The following is a 26,434-nucleotide window of genomic DNA, read 5'->3' as shown; positions in this document are numbered from 1 at the left end:
CGTCAGCGCGACTTGCGCCCGACACCCGCCCAGCCGACGGCGTGGTTGGGCGTGGCGAACGAGATCGAGTGCGCGTTCGGCCCGGACTCCTCCGGGCGCCACTGGGGAAGCCAGCACCATCCCGGCGCGACCATCTCGAAGTCACCGAGCATGGCCTCGACGTCCCTGTGCGCACGCCAGATCCCGTTGCTGCTGCTGGACGTGTCGTACATCCGCTTCAGCTCGACGAGGTTCTCACCGACCTCCGGCGGGACGCCCTCGTCGGTGATGTGCGACATCGCGAGGTAGGAGCCCGCGGGCAGCAGCTCACGCAGCCGCGCGACCGACTCCGGCCCGATGTCGGTGACGCCGTCCGCGCCGGGCTGGTGGACGTGCAGCACCGCGATCAACAGCAGCGCGATCGGCTCGTCCGGGTCGAGCAGCCCGGTCGCCATGGCACGGGCCCACAGGTCGTCCGGCTCACGCAGGTCGGCCTTGATCACCCCGTGGCGGTCGGTGTTGCCCTCCTGATCGAGGACGATCTCGGCGTGCGCCACGGCGATCGGCTCGTAGTCGACGTAGACGACGTGCGTGTCGGGCGTCCGGCCAGACGCGACGGCCATCTCGTCGGCGATCTGGTGGGTGTTGCCCGCGGTCGGCACACCGGCCCCGACGTCGAGGAACTGGCGGATGCCCTGCTTCGACAGGTACCGCACCAGCCGGTTGAGGAACATCCGGTTCGCGATGGCGACGTCACGCAGGAGCGGGAACTTCCGCAGCACCCGGTCACCGAACTCCCGGTCGACCGCCCAGTTCGCGCTGCCGCCGAGGTAGTAGTCGTAGACGCGGGCCACGCTCGGCCTGCTCACGTCCACACCCTCCGGGACCGTCTCCGGCGTCCTGTCACCCACGAAACCAGCGCCTCCCCCATGCCGTCCGCCAGGGTGCCCGATGCTACCGAACGGGCCGGCCCGCCCCGGTGGCGACGATCCGGATCACTGGCTAGCCGTGCAGGAACCGGTGCATGTCGGCCGCGAGCCCCCGCATCTGCTCGCCCGCCTCGACTCGCACGGTGACCGACGCGGACCACGGACGGACCCAGCCGTACGGCCGGGAGCACAGCGTCCACCGCAGGTCGGCGTAGCCGCCCGTGACGTGGCGGGCGCCGACCTCGAGATCGCCGTCGAGGTTCTGCCACGTCCGCTCACCGGCCCAGCCCGCGAAGTCCGCCGCCAGTCCGTTCAGGAACGGGGTCAGTTCCTCGGCGACGACGGCGAGCGTGACGCGGTGCGTCGCGGAACGCAGGCTCGCCGTGTCGGTGGTGTGCGCGATCTCCACGCACGCGTCGATCACCCCGTCGTCCGAGGCGACGCGGTGCCACAGGCGAACCCGCGACCCGTCCGCGTCCCCGAGGACGAGGACACCGTCGGCGTCGGAGGCCGCGTCGCACCCGCATTCCACCATGTCAGTCTATGGCGTTCCCGCCCGCGAGGGGTCGCCTTGACCTTGGGCGCACCGGGAGATCGCCGAAGCGTTGTTCGGCCGGCACCGTCGGCAGCGCTCCTCATTGGACTGTTTCGTGTGGATGGGTCTGCCCGCATGCCGTCTTTCAGGGCATCGGGGTTGGGGTCGTGTGTGCGGCTTCGCTTAGTGGTCGGTTTCGGAAGTCTTTCGGGGGTTGGTGGCGACAGCGGCGTGACGCTCCGGCGCCAATCGAAGGTGCCCCTCGGGACATGGCTGATGTCTCGAAGGGCACCACGGGGTCGTTGAACGTCCCGAAGGGCACCTTCGAGACATGCCCGGTGTCCCGAAACCCGTCTCAACCCCCGGTCGTCGCGAAGGCGTCCGCCAGCAGGTCGGGACGGATGCCGTCCTCGTCCATCGGGACGGGGACCCGGGCGCAGTCCGGCGGCCCGGGCGGCGGACAGGGGCGCCCTGGTAGGTGGGTGACTCGACCAGGATCGGGCTGCCGGGTGCCGCGATGGCTCGGAATGCCATGGACAGGCCGTCCTGTCCGCCGCTGGTGACGAGTACGTCGTCGGGGTCGATGTCGCCGCTGTCGACCAGCCGGGCGAACTGTGCGCGCAGTGTTTCCCGGCCGGCGGCCGGTGCGCGGTCCCACGCGTCGGGTCGTCTGGCCGCGCGCGAACCCGCGGCGCTCGTGACCTTCACCGGCGCGGGCTGGGCGCCCGTGCCGTCCAAACTGGCCCTGGACAAGCAGCGGATCAACTCGGCGCTGAGCTACCGGGAGCTCGCCCAGTACGACTTCGGCGACAAGGACGTCGACTGGGCGCTGCGCCTGTCGCCGCACTACTACAACACCGAGGACGAGGTGGACACCGTCGCCGACGCCGTGGCCGCCCTCAGACGGTGACGACGACCTTGCCCCGGGCGTGGCCGTCCGTCAGGTAGCGGATGGCGGCCGCGGCGTCGGCGAGCGGGAACGTGCGGTCGATGACCGGGGTGAGCTTGCCCGCCTCGATCAGCGTGCGCAGCTCCTCGATGTCCTCGCCGCGCTCCACCGAGATCACGCCGCCCAGGCGCTGACTCACGAACGGGGACAACAGGATCGCCCGGAGCAGGCGGTCCAACCCGCCGAGCCACCGGCCGCCGCCCTCGCCACCGACGAGGATCAGCCGGCCCCTCGGGGTGAGGGCGCGGCGCAGGTGGGACAGCCGTCGCATCCCGCCGGTGTCGACGATCAGGTCCCAGTGCCGTGTCCCGTCGGCGAAGTCGGCCCGGGTGTAGTCGACGACGTCGTCCGCACCGATCGAGCGGACCAGCTCGACCTTGCCGGTGCTGCACACGCCGGTCACCGTGGCGCCGTACGCCTTCGCGAGCTGCACCGCGAACGTGCCCACCCCGCCGCCCGCGCCGATGACCAGGACCTTGTCGCCGACCTTGACGGCGTCGCGCAGGGTGTGCAGTGCGGTGAGGCCCGAGACCGGGACGGCGGCCGCCTGTTCGAGCGTCAGGTTCGCGGGCTTCGGCACGCACCGCGCCGCCGGCACGCACGCGTACTCGGCGAACGAGCCGCCGCACGTGCCGAACACCTCGTCACCGACCCGGAACCCCGTGACGTCGGCGCCGAGCGCCTCGACCGTCCCCGCGACATCCCGCCCCAGCACGGGGTTCTTCGGTGCGCGCAGGCCGAAGGCCACGCGACCCGGGAGCGGCAGCCCGGTCATGACGTGCCACACCCCGTAGTCCACCCCGGCCGCGTGCACCCGGACGAGCACCTCGTCCTTTCCGGGCGCCGGCTTCGCCACGTCGGCGAGCCGCAACACGTCGGCCGGGCCGTATCTGTCGTACACGATCGCTTTCATTCCTTCTCCCCGTCCGGGTACTGGAACACCTCGTCGAGCGGGACCCGGAACACCCGCGCGATCTGGAACGCCATCTCCAGCGACGGCGAATAACGCCCCTGCTCGATGGCGATGATGGTTTGCCTCGTCACGCCGATCCGTTCCGCGAGCTGCGCCTGGGTCATCTCGCCGTTGGCGAACCGCAGCGCCCGGATCGAGTTCGTGACCTTGGTCGACTTCACCACTGCTGAAATCCCCGACGGTAGGCGAAAATCCTGGCCACGGACGAGAGCAGACCGGACAGCGCGAACGCGAGGTAGATCGCGTTCGCGATCCAGAAGTGGTCGACCTCGGCCATCGCCATGACCAACGTCGCCACCCCGCCGATGGCGACGAACGACTGTCCGATGTACTCCCCGAACCGCTCGATCTCGCGGTCCCGCTCGTCCTTTCTCCTGGAGTCCTTCGGCGTGGTCACCTCGGCGGCGATGCCGAGCACGATCGCCACGACGACCGCAGCACCCACCGTCCACAACAGAGCCGCGACATACGGCGTCTCCGGCGGCGGCACGTCACCGACACGACCCAGGACGATGACGAGGTAGGTCACGTACCCACAGGCGGTGACCAACGCCATGATCCACGCGCGCTTCTCCTCGAGTGCCACACCGACTCCCGATGTAAAACAACTTTGACATCGTCTAATGTAAAGAGCCGCAGACACTGTGTCAATAATCTTTTACACTCGCAGACCGTCGACCAGGACGCCGACGAGCCGCCTGCCGTGCTCGGGTCCCCGCCCGGGCACGGGCTGGCACAGCTGGGCAACGGCGTACAGCAGGTCCTCGGCACCGATGTCGTCGCGGATCGCCCCCTCGGCCACGGCGGCGTCGAGCAGCGCCGCGAGGACGGGGCCGAGCCGATCCAGGAAGTAGCCGGGCAGCTCGGCGAAGGCGGGGTCGCCCGAGTGCAGCGCGGCGGCGAGCCCACGTTTGGTGCCGAGCAACTCGGTGTACCGGTCGAGCCATCGCGACAGCGCCGCCGCCGGTTCATGGGCGGCCGCCAGCCGCGGACCGGCCTCGGCGACGGCGTCGATCCCGCTCTCCACCACGGCTTTCACCAGGTCCGAACGCTGCGGGAAGTGCCGGTACAGCGTGCCGACCCCGACACCGGCCAGGTCGGTGATCTCCTTCGCGGGCGCGTCGACGCCGGAGGTGTCGAAGACGACCCTCGCGGCCTCGACCAACGCGCCGACGTTGCGACGTGCATCGGCACGCCGCCTGCGCGGTGTCGGTGTCGGTGTCGTGTCCCTGGTCACCCGGTCATCCTAGCTTGCGAAGCGGAAAGCCATTCCATATAGTTCCGGAAAGGCATTCCGTTTACGGTTCGGCGGCTCGCCGCACCGTCCGGCACAACAGGGAGATCCCGTGCGATACCGCCCCCTCGGCCAGACCGGCATCCAGGTCAGCCCCTACGCCCTCGGTGCGCTGATGTTCGCCACCGCCATGGGCAACGACCCCGGGGACTCGGCCCGGATCATCCACAAGGCGATCGACGCGGGCATCAACGTCATCGACACCGCCGACGCCTACGGCGACTCCGAGGAGGTGGTCGGCACGGCCCTGGCGGGCCGCCGGGACGACGTCGTGCTCGCCACCAAGTTCGGCCGCCCGACCGGGCAGGACCCGAACAACCAGGGGGCGTCACGGCGCTGGATCGTCACTGCCGTCGAGAACTCGTTGCGGCGGCTGCGGACCGACCACATCGACCTCTACCAACTGCACGTCCCCGATCCCCACACCGACGTCGAGGAGACCCTCGCCGCGCTGACCGACCTGATCGGAAGTGGCAAGGTCCGCGCGATCGGCGCGTCCCACTCCCCCGCCTCCGCCATCGTCGAGGCCCAGTGGGTGGCACGGCGGCGCGGCCTCGCACGGTTCCACACCGAACAACCGCCCTACTCGATCCTCAACCGCGGCATCGAACGCGAGATCCTGCCCACCGCACAACGGTTCGGCATGGGCACGCTGGTATGGGGACCGCTCGGGCAGGGCCTGCTCACCGGCCGCGTCCGCCGCGACCACAACGACCTCAGCCGTGCGGGCCTGTTCCGTCACCTCACCGACGAGCGCAGGCTCGAAGCCGTCGAGAAGCTCGTGCCCCTCGCCGCCGAGGCGGGCCTGCCGATGACCCATCTCGCCATCGCGTTCACCATCGCGCACCCTGGCGTCACCTGCGCACTCCTCGGCGCGCGGACCGAGGCGCAGCTCGACGACCTGCTCGCCGGCATGGACGTCACCCTCCCCGACGACGTGCTCGACCGCATCGACGAGATCGTCCCGCCCGGCACCGACGTCGGCGCGCTCGACCAGGCCTACCAACCTCCCGCCCTGCAGGACCCGGGCCTGCGCCGCCGCCCGCGCACCGCACGGGCCGCCGCGTGACAGCTCAGCCCCGCGGGTGGCGTACTTCCGGTGTGCGGGTCCCCTGCCTCACCGCGCAGTCCTCCCCGCCTGCCGCCCGACGGGTGCGCGGACGCTCGCCAACGCCTCGACGAGCGAGGACGGAGTGCCCGGCGCGACCACGATCCGCAACGCGTCACCCGCGCCGAGCGTGTAGTTCAGGTAGCGGCCGTCGTCGGTGTCCGCGTACCAGACCGGGCCCCGGGTGACGCACCGGCCGAGCGCGTCGCGGCTCACCGCGTACAGCTCACCGCCGTCGCGCACCGCCTGGTGGGCGAGCTCGACCATCCGGGCCACGTGCTCCGGCACCCGCCGCTCGCTGACGTCCGACGGCGCCCGCAGGTCGTCGATGTCCGCCGCGGTGACCACGAACGACGATCCCCGGCCCGCCCGCACGTCCGGCAACTCGGTGATCAGTGCATCGGTGAGCCGGTCCGGGGGCACCGGTGTGATGCGGACGCGGTCACCGTCGCGCACCGCGACCACGGCGTCGAGTGCACCCGCCGCGGCGAGCACACCCTTGGTCCGGCCATCGGCGGTGAACCAGCCCGAGTACTCGACAGTCGGCGTGGTCAGCAACGGCAGCAGGTCACGCAGGTCCCGGTCGACCTGCCCCGGCGCGGTCATCACGCCGGCGGCGGCCAGCGCGTCCAGCGTGGCGCGGATGAGGGCCGCCTGCTCCCCCGGTTCCCGCCACACCACCTCGGGCCGCAGCACCTGGTGCGGCTCACCGGCGCCCTCCCATTCGAGCAGGGCGGTCAGTGCGGACACGGGAAGCTCGATCGGGGCGGTGCGCACGTCAGCCCTCACCATTGTCGAACGGCTCCGGTTTCCACGCCGCACCGATCACCGGTGACGAGGCACGCTGGTCGGCACCGAAGATCTCGTTCGGGTCCGGTTCGACCAGGTACTCGGGACGCGTGTGCTCCTCGTCCTCCTCGCGCCGGGCGCTCGGCGACGCCATGCCGAACCCGCCCGCACCACCGGTCCGTCCCACGGAACCGGGCACACGCGACGCGGCCGGGCCCGTCACACCCCCGCCTGCCGGTCCGCCGCCGACCCCACTGCTCTGGCCGGCCCGGCCACCGGCGGCGGACTGGTCACCGCCGCCCCAGCCCGGTCCCACCGCCGACGGCGCACCGGCCTTCGACGGGTCGAAGGCGCCGGTCACCGGACTCACCCCGGACGTGTGCGTGGCACCGGGGTCCCGATCCCGGCCCGTGCCCGTCGAACCGGGCACCACCACGCCCGGCGGCACGCCCGGCCCGGCAGGACCGGACGGCGGCAGGGGCCGCGCCGGATCGGTGATGATCGTGTCCGTCGGGAGCGTCACCGTCGAGGGGACCCAGCTCGGTGTGGTGCGGCCCGGCCCCGGCCCGTCGGTGTCCGGCGGCGGGAGGTCGACCGACTCGGGGCCACCACCGCCCGGCCCGTCGAAATCCACTCCGCTCCCACCCGGACCGGAGCCGTCCAGACCGCTGCCCAGCCCCTGCCCGCCGTCCCCGCCGACACCGCCAGGGACGTCGCCGGGCCCGGTGCCGGTCTTCTCGCCGCCGGTCTCGATGGTGTCGACACGGTCGGTGCGCCAGTCGAGGCCGTCGCCCTCGGCGGTCACGGAGTTCTCGGCACCGCCGGAGGACAGCACCGGTCGCGGATAGTCGTCGGGGATGTCCTGGTTGTCCCTCGTCGCCCAGTAGTACGTCTCCATGACCCCGTTGTTCCGCACAGCGGCCATTTCGTACGCCGCCACGGCATCCCGGTACGTCTGGACCCGCTCGAACGGCGCCCCGGGGCCGTGCTCGAGCACCTCTTTGATCATGTCCATCGGCGTCGGCTTCTCCGGCACCGGCGGCACCGGCACCACCTGTTCCTTCGCGCTGTCGAACGCGGTCGTCTGCGCGTCGTGCGAACCGCCGCAGGCGGCCAGCAACTCGACCGACCGGCGCATGGACGTCACCAGCGATTCCGCCTTGGTGATGGACGCGTCCGCGGCGTCACCGCTCCACACACTGGTCATGCCGCTGCCCAGCGCCATCAGCCGGTCCGAAACGGCCTCGTAGACGGGAACCACCTCGCGCAGCTCACGCGCCACGTCGGCGAGTGGGCGGGAACTGCCGTGGTGGAAGTTCTCGTAGATCTCCTGCGGAGTCATGCTCATGACGCCGCGCCCCCGCTGTCCGCGCCGGAGTCGGTGCGGTCGAACCGCGTGACGCCGTTGACGTCCGTGCTCACGTAGGCGGGCGCCGTCCGCTCCAGCTTCGCGATGAAACCGTCCACAAACGCGCGAACGGCCTCGTCGGACGCGTTCGCCGCGAGAACCGCGCGCCGGGCACGGTTCTGGAAGTTCTGACTCGCCACGTCGTCGGCGGGCCGCCGGGCCGACAGGTCCGCCAGTGCGGAGAAGCGGCGGCGTGCCTCGTCGAGCTGTGCCCGAAGGTCGCGCCAGTCCCGGAGGACGGCCTGGAACTCGGCGTCGTTGAAGGCAAAGCCGGTGCTCATGTGCCGGAGTTATACCGGCGGACGGGTCCGTCGCCTGTCGTTCGAACGACCGACATCCCGCGACCGACCGGTCACCGGATGCCACCATTCGCGAGTATGAGCAGGTCACCGCTGGTAACTTTCCAGCCGTGCACGGCACTACGCAGTCCATCGTGCGGCCGCCCTCCACTGTGAGCGGTGAGCACCGTGCCGAGCCGAGGCTGCCGGGGGCTTCCGAGCGTCACCTCCAACACGTCTCGGTCCGGGGCGCGTCGTGGTTGCGTGCCGTCCTGGTCGGGCTGTGCGGTGTTTTCGGCATGATCGGTCACGGTGCCGGTGACGCCGCCCTGGCGGTCGTCGTCGCCGGGGCGATCACCGTCATGTCGTGCGCGCAGGTCCGCCTGCGGACGCTCTCACCGGCCGGGACGGTGGCCGGGAACCTGGCGCTCGTCGCGGTGCTCGGCCTGAGCCAGGTCCACCTCGGACCCCAGCCGTTCAGCGGCTGGATCGTGGCCACGGCCTCCATCGTGTCGGTCACCTGCTACTTCGAATGGCCCGACCGGCCCGGTGCGGCACACCTGATCGCCTGCGCGACCGCCGCCTGCTACGCCGTGGGCTGTCTGCTCGCCGGTGGTGGGCTGCCGGTGCTGCCCGCGGGCCGCATGCTCGTGCAGGCGGCACTGTCCTTCCTCGGTCTGCTGATGGTCCGCCGTGCGGCACGGCTGTACGACGCGGCCACCCGGCGACTGGCGGAACGCAGGAGCGCGGCCGCGGCCGTGCGCGCCCAGCGCGACGCCGACCTGGCGTACATGGCGCTGTTGCACGACACCGCGAGCACCACCTTCCTCATCGTGTCGACCGGCGCCACCGACGACTTCGGCTGGCTGTCCACACAGGCGCGCCGCGATCTCGACGTGCTGACCACCCCGTGGTCCTCGGACCAGGAGCTGGACCTCGCCGAGCTGCTCGGCAGCGTGACCGCCTTCCCCGGGCTCGACGTGCGCGTCGACGTGCCACGGCCGTTCGCCATGCCCCCGCGGCCCGCGCTGGCGATCTACCACGGCGTACGGGAAGCGTTGAGCAACGTCCGCGAGCACGCGGGCGACCCCGGCGCCGTCGTGACCGCGAGCGAGCACGACGGGCAGGTCGAGGTGCGGGTGGCCGACCGCGGCCGCGGCTTCGACCCGGGGCGGGTGCCCCACCACCGCCGCGGGCTGTCGCACTCGATCCGCGGCCGGATGGTCGCCGCGGACGGCGACGTGGCGATCCGGTCCGCGCCGGGCGACGGCACGACGGTGACCTGGCGCTGGTCCCGTGGCTGATCTCGACAGCGGCAGGGTCACCTTCCTGGAGCGGCGAATGCTCGTCGCGATCCGGGCGGTGCTGCTCACCGTCGCGCTGACGATCCAGTTCGGTGTCTACGGCTACCGGTTCGTCGCGGGACAGTTCCGCGCCCCGGCAGAGGTCGGTGTCTACGCCGTCCTCGCGGTGACGAGCCTCGCCTGGGCCGCGGTCCTGCTGGTGCGGGGACGCACGCCCACGCCGATCGTGTTCGCGGGGACCGCGGTGCTGCTGGCCTGCTCGCTCACCATGGCCCTGGTCCTGCCGCTGGACGCCCTGCAGCGGGCCGAGCACTGGTCGTTCAGCGTGATCGGCTGGCACGCCCTGGCCTTGCTGTTCGAGGTGCCACTGTGGTGGTTCGCCGGGTTCTGCGCGGTCCACGTCACGGCACTGACGTGGCCGTTGGTCGCGTCGGGCGCGACCCTCCCGGACCTGGCCGCGATGGCCGTGGTCGTGGTGGCGGTGGTCGGGTTCCAGCTGGGCGTCGCGATGAGCGCGATGTTGGTGCGGGCCATCGCGACGGCGTCGGCCCGCACCTCGCGGGAGGAGGAACGGCTGCGCATCAGGAACGAGTCGGCCGCGGCCGCCGCGAGCAACCGCGCACGCAGGTACGCGGAGCTGCGGGTGAGCACCATTCCCCTGCTCGCGGGCCTGGCGGGAGGTGACCTCGATCCACGCGACCCCGAGGTCCGCCGCCGCTGTGCGGTCGACGCGGCGCGGATGCGCAGGCTGTTCTGTGAGACGGAAGCCGTCGACGACCGGCTGGTCCACGAGCTCGGCGCCGTCATCGACATCGCGGAACGACACGGTGCCTCGGTGCACCTGTCCGTGCGGGGCACACCGATGGACCTGACGCCGTCGGTGCGGCACGAACTCCTCACCCCGGTCTCGGAAGCGTTGGTGGCGGCCGGATCCGAGGCGCGGGTGACCGTGCTCTACACCGCGGACCGCGTCCGGCTGAGCGTTCTGTGCGCCGCTCCGGTGCTGCCGTCCGTCCGCACCGGCGCCGGGCAGGTCGCGCTCGTCGAGTCGGTCGTCCGGGGAAGACTTCGGTTGGAGACCTCATGGCAATCACGGTGACGGTCGTGGACGACCATCCCGCCATCCTCGCCGGGATCCGGGCCTGGTACGCCGAAGCCGACCCGCCGATCCGGGTCGTCGCGGCGGGCACGTCGATCAAGTGCGCGTGGACATCGCCCGGTGACGAGGCGGACGTGGTCATCCTGGACCTCAACGTCGAGGAGAACCCCACCGTCTCCTACCGGGCGACCGTGCGCAGGCTCGTCGACGCGGGCCGCAAGGTCATCGTCTACACGATGCAGGACAGCGAGGACGTCGCGTTGACGTGCCTCGACCTCGGCGTCTGCGGGTTCCTCACCAAGGCGGAGGGGAACGACCACCTCGTCGCCGCGACCGTGGCGGCGGCGCGGAACCAGCCGTACCTGCCTCCCGCGCTCGCCGGTGCGATGGTCGCGAACCGCCACCCGCAGCGGCCCGCGCTGTCCGACCGCGAGTCCGAAGTCCTCACCCTGTGGTTCCAGTGCGAGTCGAAACAACTGGTGGCGGACCTGCTGGACATCACGACCCGCACGGTCGGCACCCACCTGGACCGGATACGGCTGAAGTACGCGAACGTCGGGCGCCCCGCCGCCACCAAGGCCGCCCTGCTCGCTCGCGCGATCCAGGACGGCCTCGTCGACGTCGACGACCTCTGAGCCGGTGGCCCGGCTCGGAGTCACCCCGGTTCGGTGGCGCCGACCACGCCGGTGAAGACCGCGAACACGATGACGTTGTCGCGGTAGCTCTTCGCGGTCTCGTCGAACGTGCCGCCGCACGTGATCAGCCGCAGCTCGGGCCCCGTCGTGTTGCCGTACACCTCGTCGGCGGGGAACTCGGCCTTCGGGATCTGTTCGGTGCGCTCGACCACGAACCGGGCGACCTGCTCGTCCTCGCGGCCGATCCGGATCTCGTCACCCGGCGCCAGCTCGTGCAGACGCGCGAAGATGCCGTCCCGGCCACCGCCGTTGACGTGACCGAGCACGATCGAGGGGCCGGTCTGGCCCGGTGTCGGGCTGTGCTCGTACCACCCGGCCTGCATCGGCTGCTCCACCGGCGGGACCTCGACCGTCCGGTCGGCGTTGAGGCCGAGCGGCACCAGCGTCGAGTGCGCCTGGATGCCGGGCACGTCGATCCACACGGGACGTGACCTTGGCAGCGTGCCCGGCCCGTCGGCGGGTGGTGGCGACGTCGCGGATCGCGGCGTCGAGTGCTGGGCCGGTGGTGCCGGCTGTGCCCCGGTCTCGGGTGCCGAACAGCCGGTCAGGACGAGTACGACGAGGAACAGGGAGGCCGCGAGCGTGCCGCGGCCTCCCCTGGTTCCCGTGGTGCGGAACCGCACTGTCGATCCCCGGCCCTACCGCGCCTCGGCGCGACGACGGCGCGACACCAGCACGGCGCCGCCCGCCGCGACGGCCACGACCACCGCCGCGCCACCGGTCACGGCCAGGCCGACGCCGGTCTCCTCCGGCCCGCCGCCGGTCTCCGGCGCCCCCTCCGGCCGCACGGGCACCTGGCGGTCCTCGGGCTCCTCCGGAGCGCGGTCATCCGGCCTGATCCGCGGCGGAGCGACTTCCGACGGTGCCGCCGACGGGTCCGCGGGCGGATCCGCCACCGGTGCCGACGGCTGCTCCGCGACGGGCGCGGGCTCCTGGTCGGCCAGCGCGGTCCCGGCGGTCAGCGGCAGTGCCACCGCCCACAGCACGGCGCCCGCGGCGCATGCTCGGCCCAGCTTCATGAATGTCCTCTCCTCGGCGTGGATGCCCGGCCGTTTTGGCCGGACGACGACGAGTCTGGAGAGCCGTTTTCAAGATCCTGTGTGCCGAATATGAAGAACCTGTTCGGTTTCCCGGCGACATCGGGCGGTCACGAGACCCCGGCCGGGACGGCACGCATAATGCGGTGGGTGTACGCACAGGTGCTGGTCGCGGAGGACGATCCGAAGCAGGCCGAGCTGATCCGGCGCTACCTGGTGCACGACAACCACACGGTGATCGTCGTGCACGACGGGCGGGCGGCCATCGACGAGGCGCGGCGCAGAAAACCCGATCTGGTGGTCCTCGACGTGATGATGCCCAGGGTCGACGGGCTGGACGTGTGCCGCGTGCTGCGCGCCGAGTCGGACGTGCCGATCGTGTTGCTCACCGCGCGCACCACCGAGGACGACGTGCTGCTCGGCCTCGACCTCGGCGCGGACGACTACATCACCAAGCCCTACAGCCCGAGACAGCTCGCGGCGCGCGTCCGCGCGGTGCTGCGCCGGTCCCACCGGGCGGGCGGCCGTGCGCAGCCGGTGTTGTCGGCCGGCGACCTGGTGGTGGACCAGCAGCGGCACGAGGTCACGCTCGGCGGCGTCGCGCTGGACTGCACCCCGGCGGAGTTCCGGCTGCTGGCCGTACTGGTCGCCGAACCCGGCCGCACGTTCAGCCGGGGCCAGCTGCTCAGCCAGGCGTTCGGCATGGACAAGTTCGTCACCGAGCGCACGGTCGACGTGCACGTGATGAACCTGCGCCGCAAGCTCGAACCCGACCCGCGCAACCCGGTGCACCTGCTCACGGTGTACGGCGTCGGCTACAAGCTGAGGGAGACCGGCGCCGATGACCCGACGGCATAGCCTGCTCACGCGGCTGCTCGCGCTGTCGGTGGTCGTGGCGGGCTGCTCGGTCGGCGCCTCGGCGTGGCTGGCCGCGCAGAGCACCAGCGGCGCGATCAACCAGGAGATCAGCGAGTCGGTGGCCACCGACGCGGAGATCTACGACCTGCTGCTCGGCCACGCCGCCACCCACGCGAACTGGTCGGGTGTGCAGGGGCTGGTGGACCGCGTCGCCAAGGAGACCGGACGGCACATCACGGTGACGACCCCGACGCGGGCGCGGATCGCCGACTCCGCCGGGGCACCGCGGGCGCCGCTGCCCAGGACGCCGTCCGCGGTGGTCGATCCGCTGACCGTCGACCCGGTGCTCAAGCCGGACGCCGGGAAGGCGGGCATCGACGCGCGTGCCGTCGGCCCGTACCGCCTGACCACGGCCGAGCGCGACGAGCTGCGGCGGTCGGCGCAGGCGCAGCTGACCTGCCTGCGTGGACTCGGCCGTGACGGGGTGATCGTCGAGAAACCCAACGGCCGCCCGGCCGTCGACGAGGTGACCGGCGCCGCGCGCGACCCGGAGCGGGCGGCGCCCTCCGACCTCGCCGCGCCGGTCGACCGGGCGCCACCGGTCGCGGTACGGCCCTCCGCCGACCCGGTCCAGGAAGGCGTCACACCGCCGTCCGAACGCACCGATTCCTGTCCGCGACCGGCGCCGACGACCAGGACCGAGACCGCGGCGAGCACCGAACTGCTGACGCTGGTCAACGCGTGCCTCGACCGGCAGGGCAAGGCGCCGCTGGCCACGGAACCGGCGGAGCTGACCGCGCCGGACGAGCTGCGCGCCGCACCGGACGACCAGCGCTGCGTCGACTCCGCGCGCCGCGAACAGCTCGCGTCCCACGTGTCCGCGCCCGCGTACCTCTACATCGGCAGGCCAGGAGCGCGGGCCGACCGGTTCGACCTGTCCACGGTGGGCTACGCCAGGATCGCGTGGACGGCGCTGGCGGTGCTCGTGCTGACGGTCGGCGTGACCGCACTCGCCGCGACCCGCCTCGTCCGGCCCATCCACGCGATCACGTCGGCGGCACGCAAGATGGGCGACGGCGAACGGTCCGCACGTGTGGAGACCACCGCCCGCGGCGAGATCGGCGAGCTGGCGACCGCGTTCAACCGGATGTCCGAACAGATCGAGACCGCCGAACGGCAGCGCAGGACGATGGTCAGCGACGTCGCGCACGAGCTGCGGACCCCGCTCGTGAACATCCGCGGCTGGCTGGAGGCCGCGCAGGACGGGATGGCGAAGCTGGAACCGGCGCTGGTGGCCTCGCTGGTCGAGGAAACGGTGCTGCTGCAGCACATCATCGACGACCTGCAGGACCTCGCTCTCGCCGACGCGGGGAAGCTGCGGATGCACCCGGAACAGGTGTCGGTGCGGTCGATACTGACGCAGGTCGCATCGGCACACCAGAGCCACGCGACCGCGGCGCGCGTCACGCTGCGGGTCACGATCGACGGCGAACCCGACCTGTCCGCCGACCCGACCCGGTTGCGCCAGGCGCTCGGCAACCTCGTGTCCAACGCGCTGCGCCACACCCCCGCCGGTGGCCGGGTGACCCTGTGGGCCCGCGACGGAACACAGGCCGGGGCACACGACGAGGTGCTCATCGACGTCGCCGACACCGGATCCGGGATCGACGCCGAGTCGCTCCCGCACATCTTCGACCGCTTCTGGCGCGCCGACCGGTCGAGGAGCCGGGCGTCGGGCGGCAGCGGCCTCGGCCTGGCGATCACCCACCACCTGATCGCCGCGCACGGCGGGCGGATCGAGGTCCGCAGCACGCCGGGCACCGGCACCACGTTCACCATTCACCTGCCCGGGCAACCCGCCTGACGGTTCCCGCGCCGGTCGCCCCACGCGGGCGCAACGCCGTCCGCGCTGCGCCCGCTCTCACCGGAGTGTCGCGGCAGTGGGTCAGCCGGCCGGGTTCAGCTTCCACCGCGCCCACAGTGGGTTACGCAGTGACGTTTTCAAGGCCAACCGCAGTTTGGTGCTGTTGCCGAGGTTGCCGCTCTCGGGAATCACCAGGTAGTTCGGATGCGCGACGGGCATGAAGGCGAATCTTCCGTCGGTGCCCGCAGACTTGTAGATCCGGAACTCCGCGGCATCCTGGTTCTTGGTCGTCACCATTCGTTCACCGTTTGAACTCGCGTACATCCCGAGCGCCGTGTTGTACAGGTAGAACGTGTCCACGCAGTCGGTGCCCGCATCTGTGGGCCGCGGTTTCGCGGAGATCTCCCACTTCGTCTGGTCGGCGGTGTCCCTTTCCCAGAGCTGCATGACACTGTGCTCGGCCGTCTGGTCGTTCTCCACCTCCCAGCACGCCCTGCCACCGAGCGCGGGGAAGAGCCGCACGGGCTTGTCGAGAACGGCTTTCAGGTCATCCACGGTGGCGTGGTCGGAAATCGCCTCCCCCGTGCCGTGCTCGACGAACTTCTCCCTCTTCCGGTAGGTCTCGAACTCCTCCTCGCTGAGCTGGCGGAGGGTGATTTTCGGTTGGCCGTTGTAGGTGATGACGCCGTCCTGACCCCTGGTGAGGTCGACGGTTCCCTCGGCGATGAACTTCCGGTCGTGGATGGCGTGGATGTTGGTCCACACATTCGGCTCGTTGGTGAACTCACGTGCCGCGATGGAGATCCCGCCGACGGCAAGACCGGCACCGCCGGCGAGCGCCGAGCCGATGAACGCCACTGCGGGAGCGGTGGCGCCACCGGTGATGGGAATCGCGACGATGCCCACGATGCCGAGCACGACCCCGGCGACCCAGAGACCGATCTCGGTGCCGTTGTTCGAGTACTCGCTTTCTTCACCGAGCCAGAACCGTGTGTTGAGGGAGTAGACCCCGGCCGCACCGTTGTGGACGTAGTACTCCTTCGGGAAGAGCTCATTGCACCAGCTGTAGTTGACACCGGCGCTGATGGCCGAGTTGATCGGCACGTTCGTCCCGTTGAGAATGGTGATCGATCCCACGAGATATCCCCTTTCACGAAATGCGGATCTCTCTAATATGCGGACCACGCACCGCACGGGGCTATCCGTGTTGCGCAGGCATGTTGTCCGGATCGCGCAACGGGATCAGCGCGTGTGGCGGCGAAGCGTCTCCGACGGCGACTCACCGAACCGCGCGCGGTACTCGACGCTGAAGCGCCCGAGGTGCTCGAAACCCGACGCCAGGGCCACGTCCGTGACGGTCGGCCCGACACCCGCGACCAGCCGGCGACGAGCCAGTTCGAAACGGCGTTCGCGCACGAAGCGCTGCGGTGTCGAGTTGCGGTAGCGGCGGAACGCGAGCTGGAGCGCGCGCACGCCCACCCCCACCTGCTTCGCCAGCTCCACGCTGCTCACCGGCCGGTCGACGTTGGCGTCGAGGAACTCCTCGGCCTGTCGCAGGTAGTGGGGCTCCGCCGGACGGGAAAGCTCGTGCAGTCGTGCGACGTGGTTGTGGGAGAGCCCGAACAGGATCTGACGCAGCACGGCTTCGGCCAGATCGAACGCCACCAGGGGTGTGCCGAGCACGCTGACCGGCCGTCCCGCCTCGTCGGCGGCGAACGAGAGCAGGCGCGCCAGCGCGGCGCCGCCGCCCGCCTCGATGTCGATCTCGGGCGCGATGTCGAGCGTTGTCGGAAGATCGGTCCCCAGGAACGCGGCCAGTGCGTGCGCGAGGCGAGCACGCGGGATCATCAGCTGGATCGCACCAAACCCGTCGTCGACCCGCGATGAGATCGCGGTCGACGCGACGATGACCGCGGACCTCCCGGCCGCCAGCGGAAACGGACGACCGAGAGGTCCGGCTTCGCCGCCACCGCGGGTGGGCAGGGTGAGCACGAACAGGTCGGGATCGCCGGGGCCACTCATCCGTACGGCGCCGTCGTGCCGACATCGCAGGAGCGCGATCTGCCCCAGAGCGGTGGCACGCAGAGCCCACCCGAAGGGCTGCCGATCGAGCGGGTCGATCCGAAATGGAACCAGTTCCTGGTAGAACGCCTGTGCGTGCTCCAGCGAGCTGAGCCGGACTGGTGCACCACCCTGGAGTCCCTGTGGGATCAACGACGACGGTTCCTCAGCCACGATCGATCATAGATCGGTCACCGGCGTCCTCGATTCACCCTTTCGTGCGGTAAATCCGGATTGGCCGTGACGGTCGGTTCACTTCGATGCGGGCGTGACGATCGGTGATACACGCAAGTGGTAACGAGTGACGCCACTTGGGCGACCCTCTCCACGCCAGACAGGTCGCGATCACCACCGACCACTGGGACTTGTTCTGTCCAACAACTGCCGGTCGAAGGATCAGTGCGAATTGTCTGTTTTGGAGAGCGAGAAGCACGCTCAGGACGACGATCCCGACGGCAATTTACGTGAGCTTGGTCACGTAAATTGCGACCCGGTTCGGTGGTCCCTCGCAGCAGGATTGTCCATTCTGGCCCTCGGAGCTTTCTCCCTGTGGTCTGGGCCGGCTCCGTTGGCCGCGCCGTGGGACAATTTCATCCTCCTCGACGGCGGCTACCGGATGTTCCTCGGACAGGCACCGGGCACCGACTTCGGCAACCCCATCGGCCCGCTGGTCTACGGGTTGGTCTCGTGGGGAATGGGCATGCAGGACGTGCCGTCCCTCGCGGCCGTGACGTACGGAAACCTGGTTTTCCTTGGTGTCGCGGCGCTTCTGGCGTGGATCGTGGCGTGGCGGCGGATGCGCCCGCCGCACGCGCTGGGGTTCACGGTCTTCGTCGGGCTGACCGTGGTGGCCGTGCGGCCGCTGGGTTACGCGCCGGACCTGACGAGTTATGCGATGCTCTACAACCGTTACGGCTGGGTGCTCTACGCGACGCTGCTGGTACTCGTCCTCATGACACGCGGTCCCGACACCCGCGGTGCGCACGGCCAGGGAGCGGTGCTCGGGATACTGCTGGGACTGTCGTTCTACTGCAAGATCAGCTATTTCGTGGTCGGTGTGGGCGCGGTCGTCCTCGGTCTGTGCCTCGGCACGTTGCCAAGACGTCTCGGCCTCGGTGTCGCGGCCGTCGGGGGTTTCCTCGCCGTCGGGGTCACGTTCTGGCTCGCCTTCGGGATCGACGTCACCGGCTACGTCGGCGACATCGCCGCCAGCGCGGGCGCACAGGGTGGCGAGCAGCGGCTTTCGATGCTGGCGAACAGCATCATCCACGGCCTGCCCGCGACGACGTTCGCCGTCGCGGTCCTCGCCGTCCTCGTCGTCAAGGCCCGGCGGCAGCACGAACCCGTGCGCGCGCTGGTGCCCGTCTCGATCGCGGCGGCCTATGTCCTGGGCTCCAGTGTCCTGGTGTCCGCGGGGAACTCGGCCGAGGGCGTCGACATGCCCGCGCTCGTGGTCGTCGCTCTGCTGCTGCACAAGGCGGCGCGGGTGGTTTCCGTCGCGCCGACCACGTCCACCGGGCGCACCGCCTCCCTGTCGCGCCTGTCGTTGCTCTGCCTCGCGGGACTGCTCGTCGTCACGGCCGGTCCCGTGGCGGCGAGAGACGCCGTGTCGCTGGGCAACAGCGCCGCACAACACGCCACGGTGACCGACCCACCCCGCGACAGTCGGTTGGCCGCCCCGCATCTGAGGGACTTCGTCGTCCCCGCGCACAGCACGTGGCAGACGGCCTACCGGACGGCCAACCAGGTGCCCGACATGCTCAACGACGGCTTTGCCTTGCTACGCCGTCATGTCCGGCCCACCGACACGGTCACGACGGTGGCGTTGACCAATCCGTTCTCGTTCGCGCTGTCACTCCCGCCCGCACGCGGCGTGCCGCTGTGGTGGGACGTCGACATCAGTTTCGACGACGAGAGCCATCCCGCCGCCGAGCGGGTCTTCGAGAACGCGCGGTGGGTGATGATTCCGCGCATGGCGCCGGGACAGGGCTGCTGTCAGGAAACGGTGCGGGCCATGCTCGACCTCTACGGTTCCCACCTCGACGCGCACTACGTCGAAGTCGAGCGAACCGACGACTGGATCCTGCTGACGAGATCCGCGCGATGACCAGGACGGTTGTTCGCCCGGACCGCGAACGGTCACCGTCTTCTCGACGCGTGAACCGGGTCAGACCTCGTCCCAGGTGGGCAGCGCCAGCGTGGACCCCAGCCGGAGCAGTTCGTCGCGGTGGAGGGCGCTGAGCCGGCCGAGGATCTGCTGGCCGTTGTCCGTCAGCTCGACACGCACCGACCGCGCGTCGCCAGGGTGCGGCGTTCGCCGCACGAGGTCCTGCTTCTGGGCGCGGTTGATCAGTTCGACGACGCTGTGGTGCCGCAGCTGGAGTCGTTCGGCCAGCTCCGAGACCACGGCCCATTCCCGCCCGGGGAACCCTTTGAGCGCGAGCAGCAACTGGTAGTGCTGGGGCGTGAGACCGTGTTGGCGCACGGTCTCCTCGCTGAACCTCAGGTACCGCCGGATGCCGAACCGGAAGCGCGCGAGCGCCTCGAAGTCCTGTTTGGTCAGCGGCTCCGGTTCGGGCTCCTCGTTACTCATGACCCCATCGCACCACGCCCGCCCGTCTCGGCGGTCACTGCCACGCCCGAACAGAACTATATCGTGATACGATATTTTTGTCGCGGAGACACCGGAGGTGTGTCGTGCTCAGTGATGCCGAACGCCAAGCGCTGCAGGAGATGCAGCGACACCTGTCCGTCGAGGACCCCGACTTCGTACGGCTCTTCGACTTCCCGAAACCACGTGCGCGGCCCGCGCGCCGTCGCCGGCCGCGCCTGAGCCGGCTCGTGGCGGAGATGATCGCGGCGCTCACGATCATGGATCCCCAACCGCTGACCGACAGCCAGATCGCGGCCCTGCACGCCCTGCCCGCGCCGAGGAGGCGACCTCTGTGACCACCCTGTACACGGTCCTCGCGTTCGCGGGCGTCGGCCTGGCCGGGCTCGCCTCGTCCATCCGCGTCATCACCCAGTACGAACGCGGCGTCGTCTTCCGGTTCGGGCGCGTGCGTGACGCCGTCCGGGGGCCGGGCCTGACCGTGCTGGTGCCGGGCGCCGACCGGTTGCGCAAGGTCAACATGCAGGTCATCACCATGCCGGTGCCCGCCCAGGACGGCATCACCCGCGACAACGTGACCGTACGGGTGGACGCCGTGGTGTTCTACAAGGTCTCCGATCCGGTACGTGCCGTGGTGGACGTGGAGAACTACAACTCGGCGATCGGACAGGTGGCGCAGGCGTCGCTGCGCTCGATCATCGGCAAGAGCGAACTGGACGACCTGCTGTCCAACCGGGAGAAGCTCAACCAGGGCCTGGAACTGATGATCGACAACCCGGCGCTCGACTGGGGTGTGCACATCGACCGGGTGGAGATCAAGGACGTCGTGCTGCCCGAGTCGATGAAGCGGTCGATGTCGCGTCAGGCGGAGGCCGAGCGTGAACGGCGGGCCCGCGTCATCACGGCGGACGGTGAACTGCAGGCGTCGAGCATGCTGGCCGAGGCCGCGGGCACCATGGCCGAGCAGCCGGCGGCGCTGCAGTTGCGGTTGCTGCAAACGGTTGTCGAGGTGGCCGCCGAACGGAACTCGACGCTCGTGCTGCCCTTCCCCGTCGAACTGCTGCGGTTCCTGGAGCACGCGACGCCGCCGGTCCCCCGGCAGGCCGCGCCGAAGTAGCCGCCCCGGTCGACGTCAGCCGTCGCGTTCTGGCCGGGTCGAGGCGAACTCGAGGTGCCGAGTCCACCAGAGCGTGCACGCGGCGATGGCGAACGCCACTGCGCCGCCGAGCACACCGGTCAGCAGCATGCCCACTGCCAGCACGGCCGTGATCACCACGAGCGTGGTGTAGGCCCACCGGTACCGGGACGACGGCGCCGGGTCCTCGAAGACACGGAAGGGACGCTCGAAGTCCGGGTCGTCCACGCACAGGTGCCGCTGGATGTCCCGCAGCACCTGCTGTTCCCGCTCACTGAGCACGTGCGCCCTCCCTGCCGCCGAGTCCAGGGGATGCGGACCGGCCGCTTATATCGTATCGCGATATAAGCGGCCGGTCCAAGCCCTTCCGCTAGGTTCGCGACGCCGTGTGGACGGGCAGGGGAACGGACGGGTCGGCGAGACGGTCGGGGTCGACCGGGTGGCCACCGCGGACGAGTTCCTGGATCGCGCCGATCCCGTCGTCCCAGAGGTTGACGTGCATACCGGCGAGCACCCGGTCGCCGCCGAGCCAGAACGCGTGGAACGCGCGCCCCGCGACGTCGCCGCGGGTGACGACGCGGTCGTAGCCGCCGGGGGTGAACCACCCGGTGAACTCCATGCCGACGTCGTACTGGTCGGAGAAGAAGTACGGCAGCTCGTCGTGGGTGACGGGCCGGCCGAGCATCGCCCTGGCGGCGATCTCCCCGCCGCTGATGGCGCCCGCCCAGTGCTCGACCCGCAACCGCCTGCCGTAGTGGGGGTTCGGGACGGCGGCGACGTCACCGGCCGCGTGGATGTCCGGGTCGTCGGTGCACAGGCCCCCGTCGACGACGATGCCACCGTTGTGGTCGTCGACGGCGAGACCGGCGGCCTCGGCCAGCGCGGTGTTCGGCCGGGCGCCGACCCCGACGACCACGACGTCCGCGGAGATCTCCGTGCCGTCCGTCGTGCGCAGGGCCGTCACACGCGTGTCGCCGTGCATCGCCGCGACGCCCGCGCCGAACCGGAACTCGACACCCCGTTCGCGGTGCAGGTCGGCGAAGAAGGTCCCCATCTCCGGGCCCAGCGCGACGTGCAACGGCGTCGGCGCGGGCTCCACCACGGTGACCGGGCACCCGTACCCGCGGGCGGCGGCGGCGATCTCCAACCCGATCCATCCGGCACCCGCGATCACCACCCGCCCCCCGCCGCGCAACGCCGCACGCAGCCGGTCGGAGTCGGGGAAACGGCGCAGGTGGTGCACGCCGGGCAGGTCGGCGCCGGGAACCGGGAGCGTGCGCGGCGACGCGCCGGTCGCCAGCAACAGCTTGCGGTAACCGATCCGCTCACCGCCCTCGAGTTCGACCTCGTGCGCGGCCCTGTCCAGCGCGACGACCGGCCGGCCGGACAGCAGTTCGACCGAGTTCTCCTCGTACCAGCCCTCGTCGTGCACGTACACCGCGGCACGGTCCTGGTCGCCGAGCAGGTAACCCTTCGACAGGGGTGGCCGTTCGCAGGGGCGCTCGGCCTCGTCGCCGACGAGTACCACCCGCCCGTCGAACCCTTCCTCCCGCAGCGTCTGTGCCGCCTTCGCGCCGGCGAGACCGGCACCGACGATCACGAATCCGTTGCCGTCCATGCCTTCTCCCTCTATAGACAACTACGGCTAACCTTAGAAGAGCCGGACGGTTTTAGTCAACAGAAGTAGGTTTTAGAATGGTCGACGAGACCCGGTCATCGCACATCTCGGCCATCGCCGCGCTCGACGAGCCGACGCGCAGGCGGCTGTACGAGTTCGTGGCACGCCAGGCCGCGCCCGTGAGCAGGGACGAGGCCGCCGACGCGGTGTCGGCGCCGAGGAACACGGTCGCGTTCCACCTCGACAAGCTCGCGGCCGAGGGGCTGCTGGAGGTCGTCTACCAACGCCGCACCGGACGCAGCGGCCCCGGCGCGGGACGGCCGTCCAAGCTGTACCGCCGCTCCCCCGACCACATCACCGTCTCCCTGCCCGAACGGCGCTACGAACTCGCCGCCCGCCTGATGGCCGACTCCTTCCACGAAGCGGAGACCACCGGGGAACCCCCGAGCGCCGTCCTCCGCAGGCGCGCCCACGAGCTCGGCAAGGAGATCGGCCAGACGTCCCGCACCGACGACGCCATGGACACGTTGCGCGACTTCGGCTTCGAACCCCGGCCCGCCGACGACACCGACGACGCCGACGACGCCGTGGTGCTCGTCAACTGCCCCTTCCACAGCCTCGCCCAACGGCACACCGACCTCGTGTGCGGGATGAACCTGTGCCTTGTCGACGGCATCCTCGACGGTCTCGCGACCACCGGCCTCACCGCCCGCCTCGCACCCGAACCCGGACACTGCTGCGTCCGCCTGGAGCGCGACCCCGGGTCGTGAACCGGCGGGAAAGCCATTTCCCCGCGCCTCACGCTCCGCCCGGGTAGCCTGACGCCGGGGGGTGTGTGCGATGCACCATGACGTGGACGTCGCGATCGTCGGGGGCGGGCTGGGCGGGTTGACCCTGGCGATCAGCCTGCTGCGCCGGTCCGTTCCGGTGGCGGTCTTCGAGCAGACGACCGAACTGCGCGAGATCGGGGCAGGCGTCGCGATCGCGGCGAACGGCGCCCGCCTGCTGCGGGACCTCGGCGTCGAACTGGAGCACGCCGGCAACATCCCACCCCGCCTGGAGTTCCGCCGCTGGCACGACGGTGCCCTGATCCGGTCGCACGAGATCGGGAGCTGGTACCGGGATCGCATGGGCGCGCCGTACGTCACCATGCACCGGGGCACCCTGCAGCGCATGCTCGCCGACGAGGTGCCGAAGGAGCACCTCCACCTGGGCCACCAGGTGACCGGGCTCGTCGAGGAACCCGACGGGGTACGCCTGCGGTTCGCCGACCGGCCGGACGTCGTGGCCAGGGTCGTCGTCGGCGTGGACGGCGTGCACTCCGTGGTGCGCCGTCACGTCGCCGGGGACGTGTCGCCGGTCTGTTCCGGTGAGATCGGGTTCCGCGGCGTCATCCCGGTGGACGCCTCGCCCGAGCTGCCCAACCCGACGTCGCTGCACGTCTGGTGCGGTCCGCGGACCCACACCGTCTACTACGGCGTGGACGACGGACAGCTGATCAACCTGCTGGCCGTGTTCGTGCCCGAGACCCTGCCCGCATGGACGCGGTCGACGAACCGGGTGCCCGCCACCAGCGCCGAAGCCCTCGCGATCTTCTCCGCCGCCGGGTGGGCGGACAGCGTGCTCGAGCTCATCCGCAACATCGAGGGCGACATGCGTTTCTGGGCGTTGCAGGAACTGCCGCGGCTGCGCCGGTGGAGCAGTGACCGGGTCGCCCTGGCGGGCGACGCCGCACACGCACCGCTGCCACACCAGGGTCAGGGCGCGGGCCAGGCCATCGAGGACGCCTACACGCTGGGCCACCTGCTGGCCGAAGCCGGTCCGGGAGGCCACCGGCACGCGTTCGAGACCTACGAGCGGTCGCGCAGGCACCGCACGCGCAGGGTGCAGCACTACTCGCGCATGGCGGGCAAGCTGATGAAACTCACCGGAGAGGCCGTGCCCCGACGCGACGAGGACCTCGCGAACGTGCCGCACCGAATCCGGTGGATCCACGAGTACCGCGCCGACGCGCCTCCTTCGAGCGGGGCTGTGTGGCACTGAGTGCCCTTGTGTCTCAGTGGCGACCGCGCAGGGCGGCGCCGACCTTGGCGACGACCTCGTCCAGCGGCGCCGCGCTGCTCATCACCGCGACCACGGTGCCGTCGCCCGTGTCCGCGAACGCGGCTCTGACCAGCGCGAACGCCTCCGCGGCGCTGGCGGCGACGTCACCCTTTCCGCCGTCGCGCAGCCAGCGGCGGAGCACGTGGTTGTTGGCTGCCGCGATCGCGGCGGCGGACACGGCCGCACGCAGGCTCGCCATCTCGTCACCGCGCACCTCGAACCGGCCCCGAAGATACCCGGCGATCACCCGCTGGTACCGGTCGACGGTCGCGACCTCCTTGTCCCGCAAGGAAGGCACCGCCCTGGTGAGCGCGAACCGCTTGAGCGACACGTCAAGTTCCGCGGCGTAGAAGTCGAGCACGAGGCCGACCGTGGCGCACGCGACCACGACCGGGTCCTGCTCCGGGTCCGCCGCGTCGAACGCCTGTTCCATCTCGGCCACGATCTCGTCGTGGTTGGCGAACAGCACGTCCTCCTTCGCGTCGAAGTACCGGAAGAACGTGCGCCTGCCGACCCCCGCGGCCGCCGCGATCTCGTCGACCGTGGTGGTCTCGTAACCGTTGGCCACGAACAGGTCCACGGCCGCGGCCGCGATGGCGCGGCGCAACCGTCGCCTGCCCGCCGGGGTCGCCCCGACCCGGGTGGCTGACGCACGACTCGGCGAACCCGTCATGCGTCGAGACAGTAGCAGCCAGGTCTTGTTAACGGCACTGAGTGCCGTTAGGCTGTGGCTTCCGGGCCCGATCGAGCGGGAGGCGTCGACGATGACCATCGACCAGCAGGTGCCGCTGACCACCGCGGCCGGTTCCGCGGCCGACCGGTTCGACGCCTACTACGGCCAGCTCTTCGGCTGGTCGGTGCGGTGGCGCGACGACGGGCCGTTTCTCGCGCTGGAGAACGGGCTCTGCGCCGTGACGCTGCCGAAGCGCAACGCCGGGCCGGTTCTGGACCGGCTCGCCGCCGTCGGCTGCCAGGGCCCGGCACTGACCCTGTCGACGTCGGACGGCACGAGCGTCGCCCTGCTCGCCGACAACGACGGCGTCGTCCGTTCACGCACCGCCCTGCCCGGTGACGTCACGTTGCTCGACTGCGGCGCGGTGCTGCCCCTGCCGTTCGGTCCCCCGTCCCCCGGCGGCGCCATCGAATGGCTCTGCCCACCCGACCCGCGACAGCGCTGGCTCCCCACCCTGAGCGCGGTCCTCGCGAGCATCCACACCCGCCCCGCGTCACCGGTCTCCCGCAACCGGTTCACCGCGCGTTAGCCGCTCGACCGCCGAGCGCGAGGGCGTGCACGTCCACCGACGCGCGCCGCGCGCTGTCACCAACCTGCCACGGTCACCTGCCGTGGTGATCGCCGTCCATGATGGCGGGCAGGTTCGTGTCGCCGAAACACGCGAGGAGTGCGGATGCAGCCGAATCCACCGCCGCCCGGCTTCCCCCAGTACGGTCAGCCGCCGGTGGCGGGCGGCATCCTGGCACTGGTCACCACCGGCATGCTCGTCTGGTTCGCACTCCACAACGTCGTCGACGCCGCCGGGCCGGGGCCCCAGCCCGGCGTGGTGACACAGAACGTGGTCGGCGGCCTCACCGGCGCCGGGCTGCTGTTGGCCGCGGCGGGCTTCACGTTCGCCCGCAAGGTCTCCGGCGCGTGGACACGCCCCTCAGCGCACAGCTCGGCTTCGACCAGCCCGACGGCACCGCCGTCGGGCTGACGATCATCTTCGGCCTCCTGACGGCGTTCCTGGCGGCGATCGCCGGCGGCGTTGGGGAGTACGGACCGGCCACCGCCCCACCACCCCGTTCCTGA

Annotated in this window: 32 protein-coding genes; 15 read left to right on the top strand and 17 right to left on the bottom strand. The window is 70.9% G+C overall.

All coding sequences use genetic code 11. From position 1 onward, the window contains the following. Nucleotides 1-2 precede the first annotated feature (2 nt). Both ACIBVP_RS01145 and ACIBVP_RS01140 read right to left on the bottom strand, forming a co-directional pair. Entirely contained in the window at nucleotides 3-890 is an 888-nt protein-coding gene (locus tag ACIBVP_RS01145) for an SAM-dependent methyltransferase (protein ID WP_396103915.1), read from the bottom strand. Nucleotides 891-981: 91 nt separating this feature from the next. Continuing rightward, a complete protein-coding gene (locus tag ACIBVP_RS01140; RefSeq protein ID WP_396103914.1) occupies nucleotides 982-1,443 on the bottom strand; it encodes a DUF6228 family protein in 462 nt (153 codons plus the stop codon). A gap of 517 nt (nucleotides 1,444-1,960) precedes the next feature. Here ACIBVP_RS01140 and ACIBVP_RS01135 point away from each other — a divergent pair. Then, complete coding sequence (locus ACIBVP_RS01135; RefSeq protein WP_396103913.1) at nucleotides 1,961-2,353, top strand: hypothetical protein; 393 nt, start codon at nucleotides 1,961-1,963, stop codon at nucleotides 2,351-2,353. Here the strand turns inward: ACIBVP_RS01135 and ACIBVP_RS01130 are convergent. From ACIBVP_RS01130 to ACIBVP_RS01115, 4 genes are all read right to left on the bottom strand, one after another. Then, on the bottom strand, nucleotides 2,343-3,305 hold the full coding sequence (locus tag ACIBVP_RS01130; protein ID WP_396103912.1) for an NAD(P)-dependent alcohol dehydrogenase: 963 nt from the start codon (nucleotides 3,303-3,305) through the stop codon (nucleotides 2,343-2,345). The two genes, ACIBVP_RS01135 and ACIBVP_RS01130, sit on opposite strands and share 11 nt — an antisense overlap. Next, a complete protein-coding gene (locus ACIBVP_RS01125) occupies nucleotides 3,302-3,529 on the bottom strand; it encodes a helix-turn-helix transcriptional regulator (protein ID WP_396103911.1) in 228 nt (75 codons plus the stop codon). The genes ACIBVP_RS01130 and ACIBVP_RS01125 overlap by 4 nt, the downstream gene beginning before the upstream one ends. After that, the gene (locus ACIBVP_RS01120; RefSeq protein WP_396103910.1) at nucleotides 3,523-3,951 is read right to left on the bottom strand and encodes a hypothetical protein; all 429 of its coding nucleotides are present in this window, start codon (nucleotides 3,949-3,951) and stop codon (nucleotides 3,523-3,525) included. Before ACIBVP_RS01120 ends, ACIBVP_RS01125 begins: the two co-directional genes overlap by 7 nt. Before the next feature lie 72 nt (nucleotides 3,952-4,023). Next, the gene (locus ACIBVP_RS01115) at nucleotides 4,024-4,602 is read right to left on the bottom strand and encodes a TetR/AcrR family transcriptional regulator (protein WP_396103909.1); all 579 of its coding nucleotides are present in this window, start codon (nucleotides 4,600-4,602) and stop codon (nucleotides 4,024-4,026) included. A gap of 109 nt (nucleotides 4,603-4,711) precedes the next feature. Between ACIBVP_RS01115 and ACIBVP_RS01110 the strand changes: the two genes are divergently transcribed. Further along, nucleotides 4,712-5,728 (top strand): aldo/keto reductase, encoded by a 1,017-nt coding sequence (locus ACIBVP_RS01110; protein ID WP_396103908.1) that lies wholly within the window; start codon nucleotides 4,712-4,714, stop codon nucleotides 5,726-5,728. Nucleotides 5,729-5,776: 48 nt separating this feature from the next. On the opposite strand, the gene ACIBVP_RS01105 is transcribed toward ACIBVP_RS01110, so the two are convergent. Genes ACIBVP_RS01105 through ACIBVP_RS01095 form a run of 3 tightly spaced genes read right to left on the bottom strand, consistent with a single transcriptional unit; the run spans nucleotide 5,777 to nucleotide 8,245 of the window. Further along, entirely contained in the window at nucleotides 5,777-6,544 is a 768-nt protein-coding gene (locus ACIBVP_RS01105; protein WP_396103907.1) for an ESX secretion-associated protein EspG, read from the bottom strand. A gap of 1 nt (nucleotide 6,545) precedes the next feature. Further along, nucleotides 6,546-7,904: a WXG100 family type VII secretion target gene (locus ACIBVP_RS01100; RefSeq protein WP_396103906.1), complete on the bottom strand. Its 1,359-nt coding sequence runs from the start codon at nucleotides 7,902-7,904 to the stop codon at nucleotides 6,546-6,548. Then, nucleotides 7,901-8,245, bottom strand: coding sequence for a hypothetical protein (locus tag ACIBVP_RS01095; RefSeq protein ID WP_396103905.1), 345 nt, complete (start codon nucleotides 8,243-8,245; stop codon nucleotides 7,901-7,903). The genes ACIBVP_RS01100 and ACIBVP_RS01095 overlap by 4 nt, the downstream gene beginning before the upstream one ends. A 128-nt stretch (nucleotides 8,246-8,373) precedes the next feature. On the opposite strand from ACIBVP_RS01095, the gene ACIBVP_RS01090 reads away from it, so the two are divergent. From ACIBVP_RS01090 to ACIBVP_RS01080, 3 genes are read left to right on the top strand one after another with little or no spacing between them, the layout of a single operon-like run. Continuing rightward, entirely contained in the window at nucleotides 8,374-9,546 is a 1,173-nt protein-coding gene (locus ACIBVP_RS01090; protein ID WP_396103904.1) for a sensor histidine kinase, read from the top strand. After that, on the top strand, nucleotides 9,539-10,645 hold the full coding sequence (locus ACIBVP_RS01085; RefSeq protein ID WP_396103903.1) for a hypothetical protein: 1,107 nt from the start codon (nucleotides 9,539-9,541) through the stop codon (nucleotides 10,643-10,645). Before ACIBVP_RS01090 ends, ACIBVP_RS01085 begins: the two co-directional genes overlap by 8 nt. Next, complete coding sequence (locus tag ACIBVP_RS01080) at nucleotides 10,630-11,280, top strand: response regulator (protein WP_396103902.1); 651 nt, start codon at nucleotides 10,630-10,632, stop codon at nucleotides 11,278-11,280. The genes ACIBVP_RS01085 and ACIBVP_RS01080 overlap by 16 nt, the downstream gene beginning before the upstream one ends. Nucleotides 11,281-11,300: 20 nt before the next feature. Here ACIBVP_RS01080 and ACIBVP_RS01075 read toward each other — a convergent pair whose 3' ends face one another. Then, on the bottom strand, nucleotides 11,301-11,963 hold the full coding sequence (locus ACIBVP_RS01075) for a class F sortase (RefSeq protein WP_396103901.1): 663 nt from the start codon (nucleotides 11,961-11,963) through the stop codon (nucleotides 11,301-11,303). Between the two features lie 15 nt (nucleotides 11,964-11,978). Continuing rightward, entirely contained in the window at nucleotides 11,979-12,359 is a 381-nt protein-coding gene (locus ACIBVP_RS01070; RefSeq protein WP_396103900.1) for a hypothetical protein, read from the bottom strand. A gap of 168 nt (nucleotides 12,360-12,527) precedes the next feature. Here ACIBVP_RS01070 and ACIBVP_RS01065 point away from each other — a divergent pair, with 168 nt between their 5' ends. Both ACIBVP_RS01065 and ACIBVP_RS01060 read left to right on the top strand, forming a co-directional pair. Next, on the top strand, nucleotides 12,528-13,235 hold the full coding sequence (locus ACIBVP_RS01065) for a response regulator transcription factor (protein ID WP_396104900.1): 708 nt from the start codon (nucleotides 12,528-12,530) through the stop codon (nucleotides 13,233-13,235). Beyond that, on the top strand, nucleotides 13,219-15,099 hold the full coding sequence (locus ACIBVP_RS01060; RefSeq protein WP_396103899.1) for an ATP-binding protein: 1,881 nt from the start codon (nucleotides 13,219-13,221) through the stop codon (nucleotides 15,097-15,099). The genes ACIBVP_RS01065 and ACIBVP_RS01060 overlap by 17 nt, the downstream gene beginning before the upstream one ends. Nucleotides 15,100-15,180: 81 nt before the next feature. On the opposite strand, the gene ACIBVP_RS01055 is transcribed toward ACIBVP_RS01060, so the two are convergent. Then, on the bottom strand, nucleotides 15,181-16,293 hold the full coding sequence (locus tag ACIBVP_RS01055; RefSeq protein WP_396103898.1) for a hypothetical protein: 1,113 nt from the start codon (nucleotides 16,291-16,293) through the stop codon (nucleotides 15,181-15,183). Between the two features lie 48 nt (nucleotides 16,294-16,341). Then, a complete protein-coding gene (locus tag ACIBVP_RS01050) occupies nucleotides 16,342-17,334 on the bottom strand; it encodes a helix-turn-helix domain-containing protein (protein WP_396103897.1) in 993 nt (330 codons plus the stop codon). 232 nt (nucleotides 17,335-17,566) lie between these two features. On the opposite strand from ACIBVP_RS01050, the gene ACIBVP_RS01045 reads away from it, so the two are divergent. After that, nucleotides 17,567-19,267, top strand: coding sequence for a hypothetical protein (locus ACIBVP_RS01045; RefSeq protein WP_396103896.1), 1,701 nt, complete (start codon nucleotides 17,567-17,569; stop codon nucleotides 19,265-19,267). Between the two features lie 60 nt (nucleotides 19,268-19,327). Here the strand turns inward: ACIBVP_RS01045 and ACIBVP_RS01040 are convergent, their stop codons facing one another. After that, nucleotides 19,328-19,753, bottom strand: coding sequence for a MarR family winged helix-turn-helix transcriptional regulator (locus ACIBVP_RS01040; protein WP_396103895.1), 426 nt, complete (start codon nucleotides 19,751-19,753; stop codon nucleotides 19,328-19,330). A 104-nt stretch (nucleotides 19,754-19,857) separates the two neighbouring features. Between ACIBVP_RS01040 and ACIBVP_RS01035 the strand changes: the two genes are divergently transcribed. Both ACIBVP_RS01035 and ACIBVP_RS01030 read left to right on the top strand, forming a co-directional pair. Next, entirely contained in the window at nucleotides 19,858-20,109 is a 252-nt protein-coding gene (locus ACIBVP_RS01035) for a DUF3040 domain-containing protein (RefSeq protein ID WP_396103894.1), read from the top strand. Next, nucleotides 20,106-20,888, top strand: coding sequence for a slipin family protein (locus ACIBVP_RS01030; RefSeq protein ID WP_396103893.1), 783 nt, complete (start codon nucleotides 20,106-20,108; stop codon nucleotides 20,886-20,888). Before ACIBVP_RS01035 ends, ACIBVP_RS01030 begins: the two co-directional genes overlap by 4 nt. A gap of 15 nt (nucleotides 20,889-20,903) precedes the next feature. Here the strand turns inward: ACIBVP_RS01030 and ACIBVP_RS01025 are convergent, their stop codons facing one another. Both ACIBVP_RS01025 and ACIBVP_RS01020 read right to left on the bottom strand, forming a co-directional pair. Further along, nucleotides 20,904-21,188 (bottom strand): DUF3040 domain-containing protein, encoded by a 285-nt coding sequence (locus tag ACIBVP_RS01025; protein WP_396103892.1) that lies wholly within the window; start codon nucleotides 21,186-21,188, stop codon nucleotides 20,904-20,906. A gap of 88 nt (nucleotides 21,189-21,276) precedes the next feature. After that, nucleotides 21,277-22,524 carry an NAD(P)/FAD-dependent oxidoreductase gene (locus ACIBVP_RS01020; RefSeq protein ID WP_396103890.1) on the bottom strand — a complete coding sequence of 416 codons (1,248 nt, stop codon included), beginning with the start codon at nucleotides 22,522-22,524 and terminating at the stop codon, nucleotides 21,277-21,279. 77 nt (nucleotides 22,525-22,601) lie between these two features. On the opposite strand from ACIBVP_RS01020, the gene ACIBVP_RS01015 reads away from it, so the two are divergent. Beyond that, a complete protein-coding gene (locus ACIBVP_RS01015) occupies nucleotides 22,602-23,294 on the top strand; it encodes a helix-turn-helix transcriptional regulator (RefSeq protein ID WP_396103889.1) in 693 nt (230 codons plus the stop codon). Between the two features lie 70 nt (nucleotides 23,295-23,364). Beyond that, nucleotides 23,365-24,567 (top strand): FAD-dependent monooxygenase, encoded by a 1,203-nt coding sequence (locus ACIBVP_RS01010; protein ID WP_396103888.1) that lies wholly within the window; start codon nucleotides 23,365-23,367, stop codon nucleotides 24,565-24,567. 13 nt (nucleotides 24,568-24,580) lie between these two features. Here ACIBVP_RS01010 and ACIBVP_RS01005 read toward each other — a convergent pair whose 3' ends face one another. Then, nucleotides 24,581-25,300: a TetR family transcriptional regulator gene (locus ACIBVP_RS01005; protein ID WP_396103887.1), complete on the bottom strand. Its 720-nt coding sequence runs from the start codon at nucleotides 25,298-25,300 to the stop codon at nucleotides 24,581-24,583. Between the two features lie 91 nt (nucleotides 25,301-25,391). On the opposite strand from ACIBVP_RS01005, the gene ACIBVP_RS01000 reads away from it, so the two are divergent. The 3 genes from ACIBVP_RS01000 (at nucleotide 25,392) to ACIBVP_RS00990 (ending at nucleotide 26,434) form a co-directional block, all read left to right on the top strand. Next, complete coding sequence (locus tag ACIBVP_RS01000) at nucleotides 25,392-25,889, top strand: hypothetical protein (protein ID WP_396103885.1); 498 nt, start codon at nucleotides 25,392-25,394, stop codon at nucleotides 25,887-25,889. A gap of 144 nt (nucleotides 25,890-26,033) precedes the next feature. Continuing rightward, nucleotides 26,034-26,339 carry a hypothetical protein gene (locus ACIBVP_RS00995; protein ID WP_396103884.1) on the top strand — a complete coding sequence of 102 codons (306 nt, stop codon included), beginning with the start codon at nucleotides 26,034-26,036 and terminating at the stop codon, nucleotides 26,337-26,339. Further along, on the top strand, nucleotides 26,276-26,434 hold the full coding sequence (locus ACIBVP_RS00990; protein ID WP_396103883.1) for a hypothetical protein: 159 nt from the start codon (nucleotides 26,276-26,278) through the stop codon (nucleotides 26,432-26,434). The genes ACIBVP_RS00995 and ACIBVP_RS00990 overlap by 64 nt, the downstream gene beginning before the upstream one ends.

The organism is Actinophytocola sp. NPDC049390, assembly GCF_044466355.1.
In the GTDB taxonomy this organism is placed as follows: Bacteria; Actinomycetota; Actinomycetes; order Mycobacteriales; family Pseudonocardiaceae; genus Actinophytocola.
This window is presented reverse-complemented; position numbering and strand designations above follow the sequence as displayed.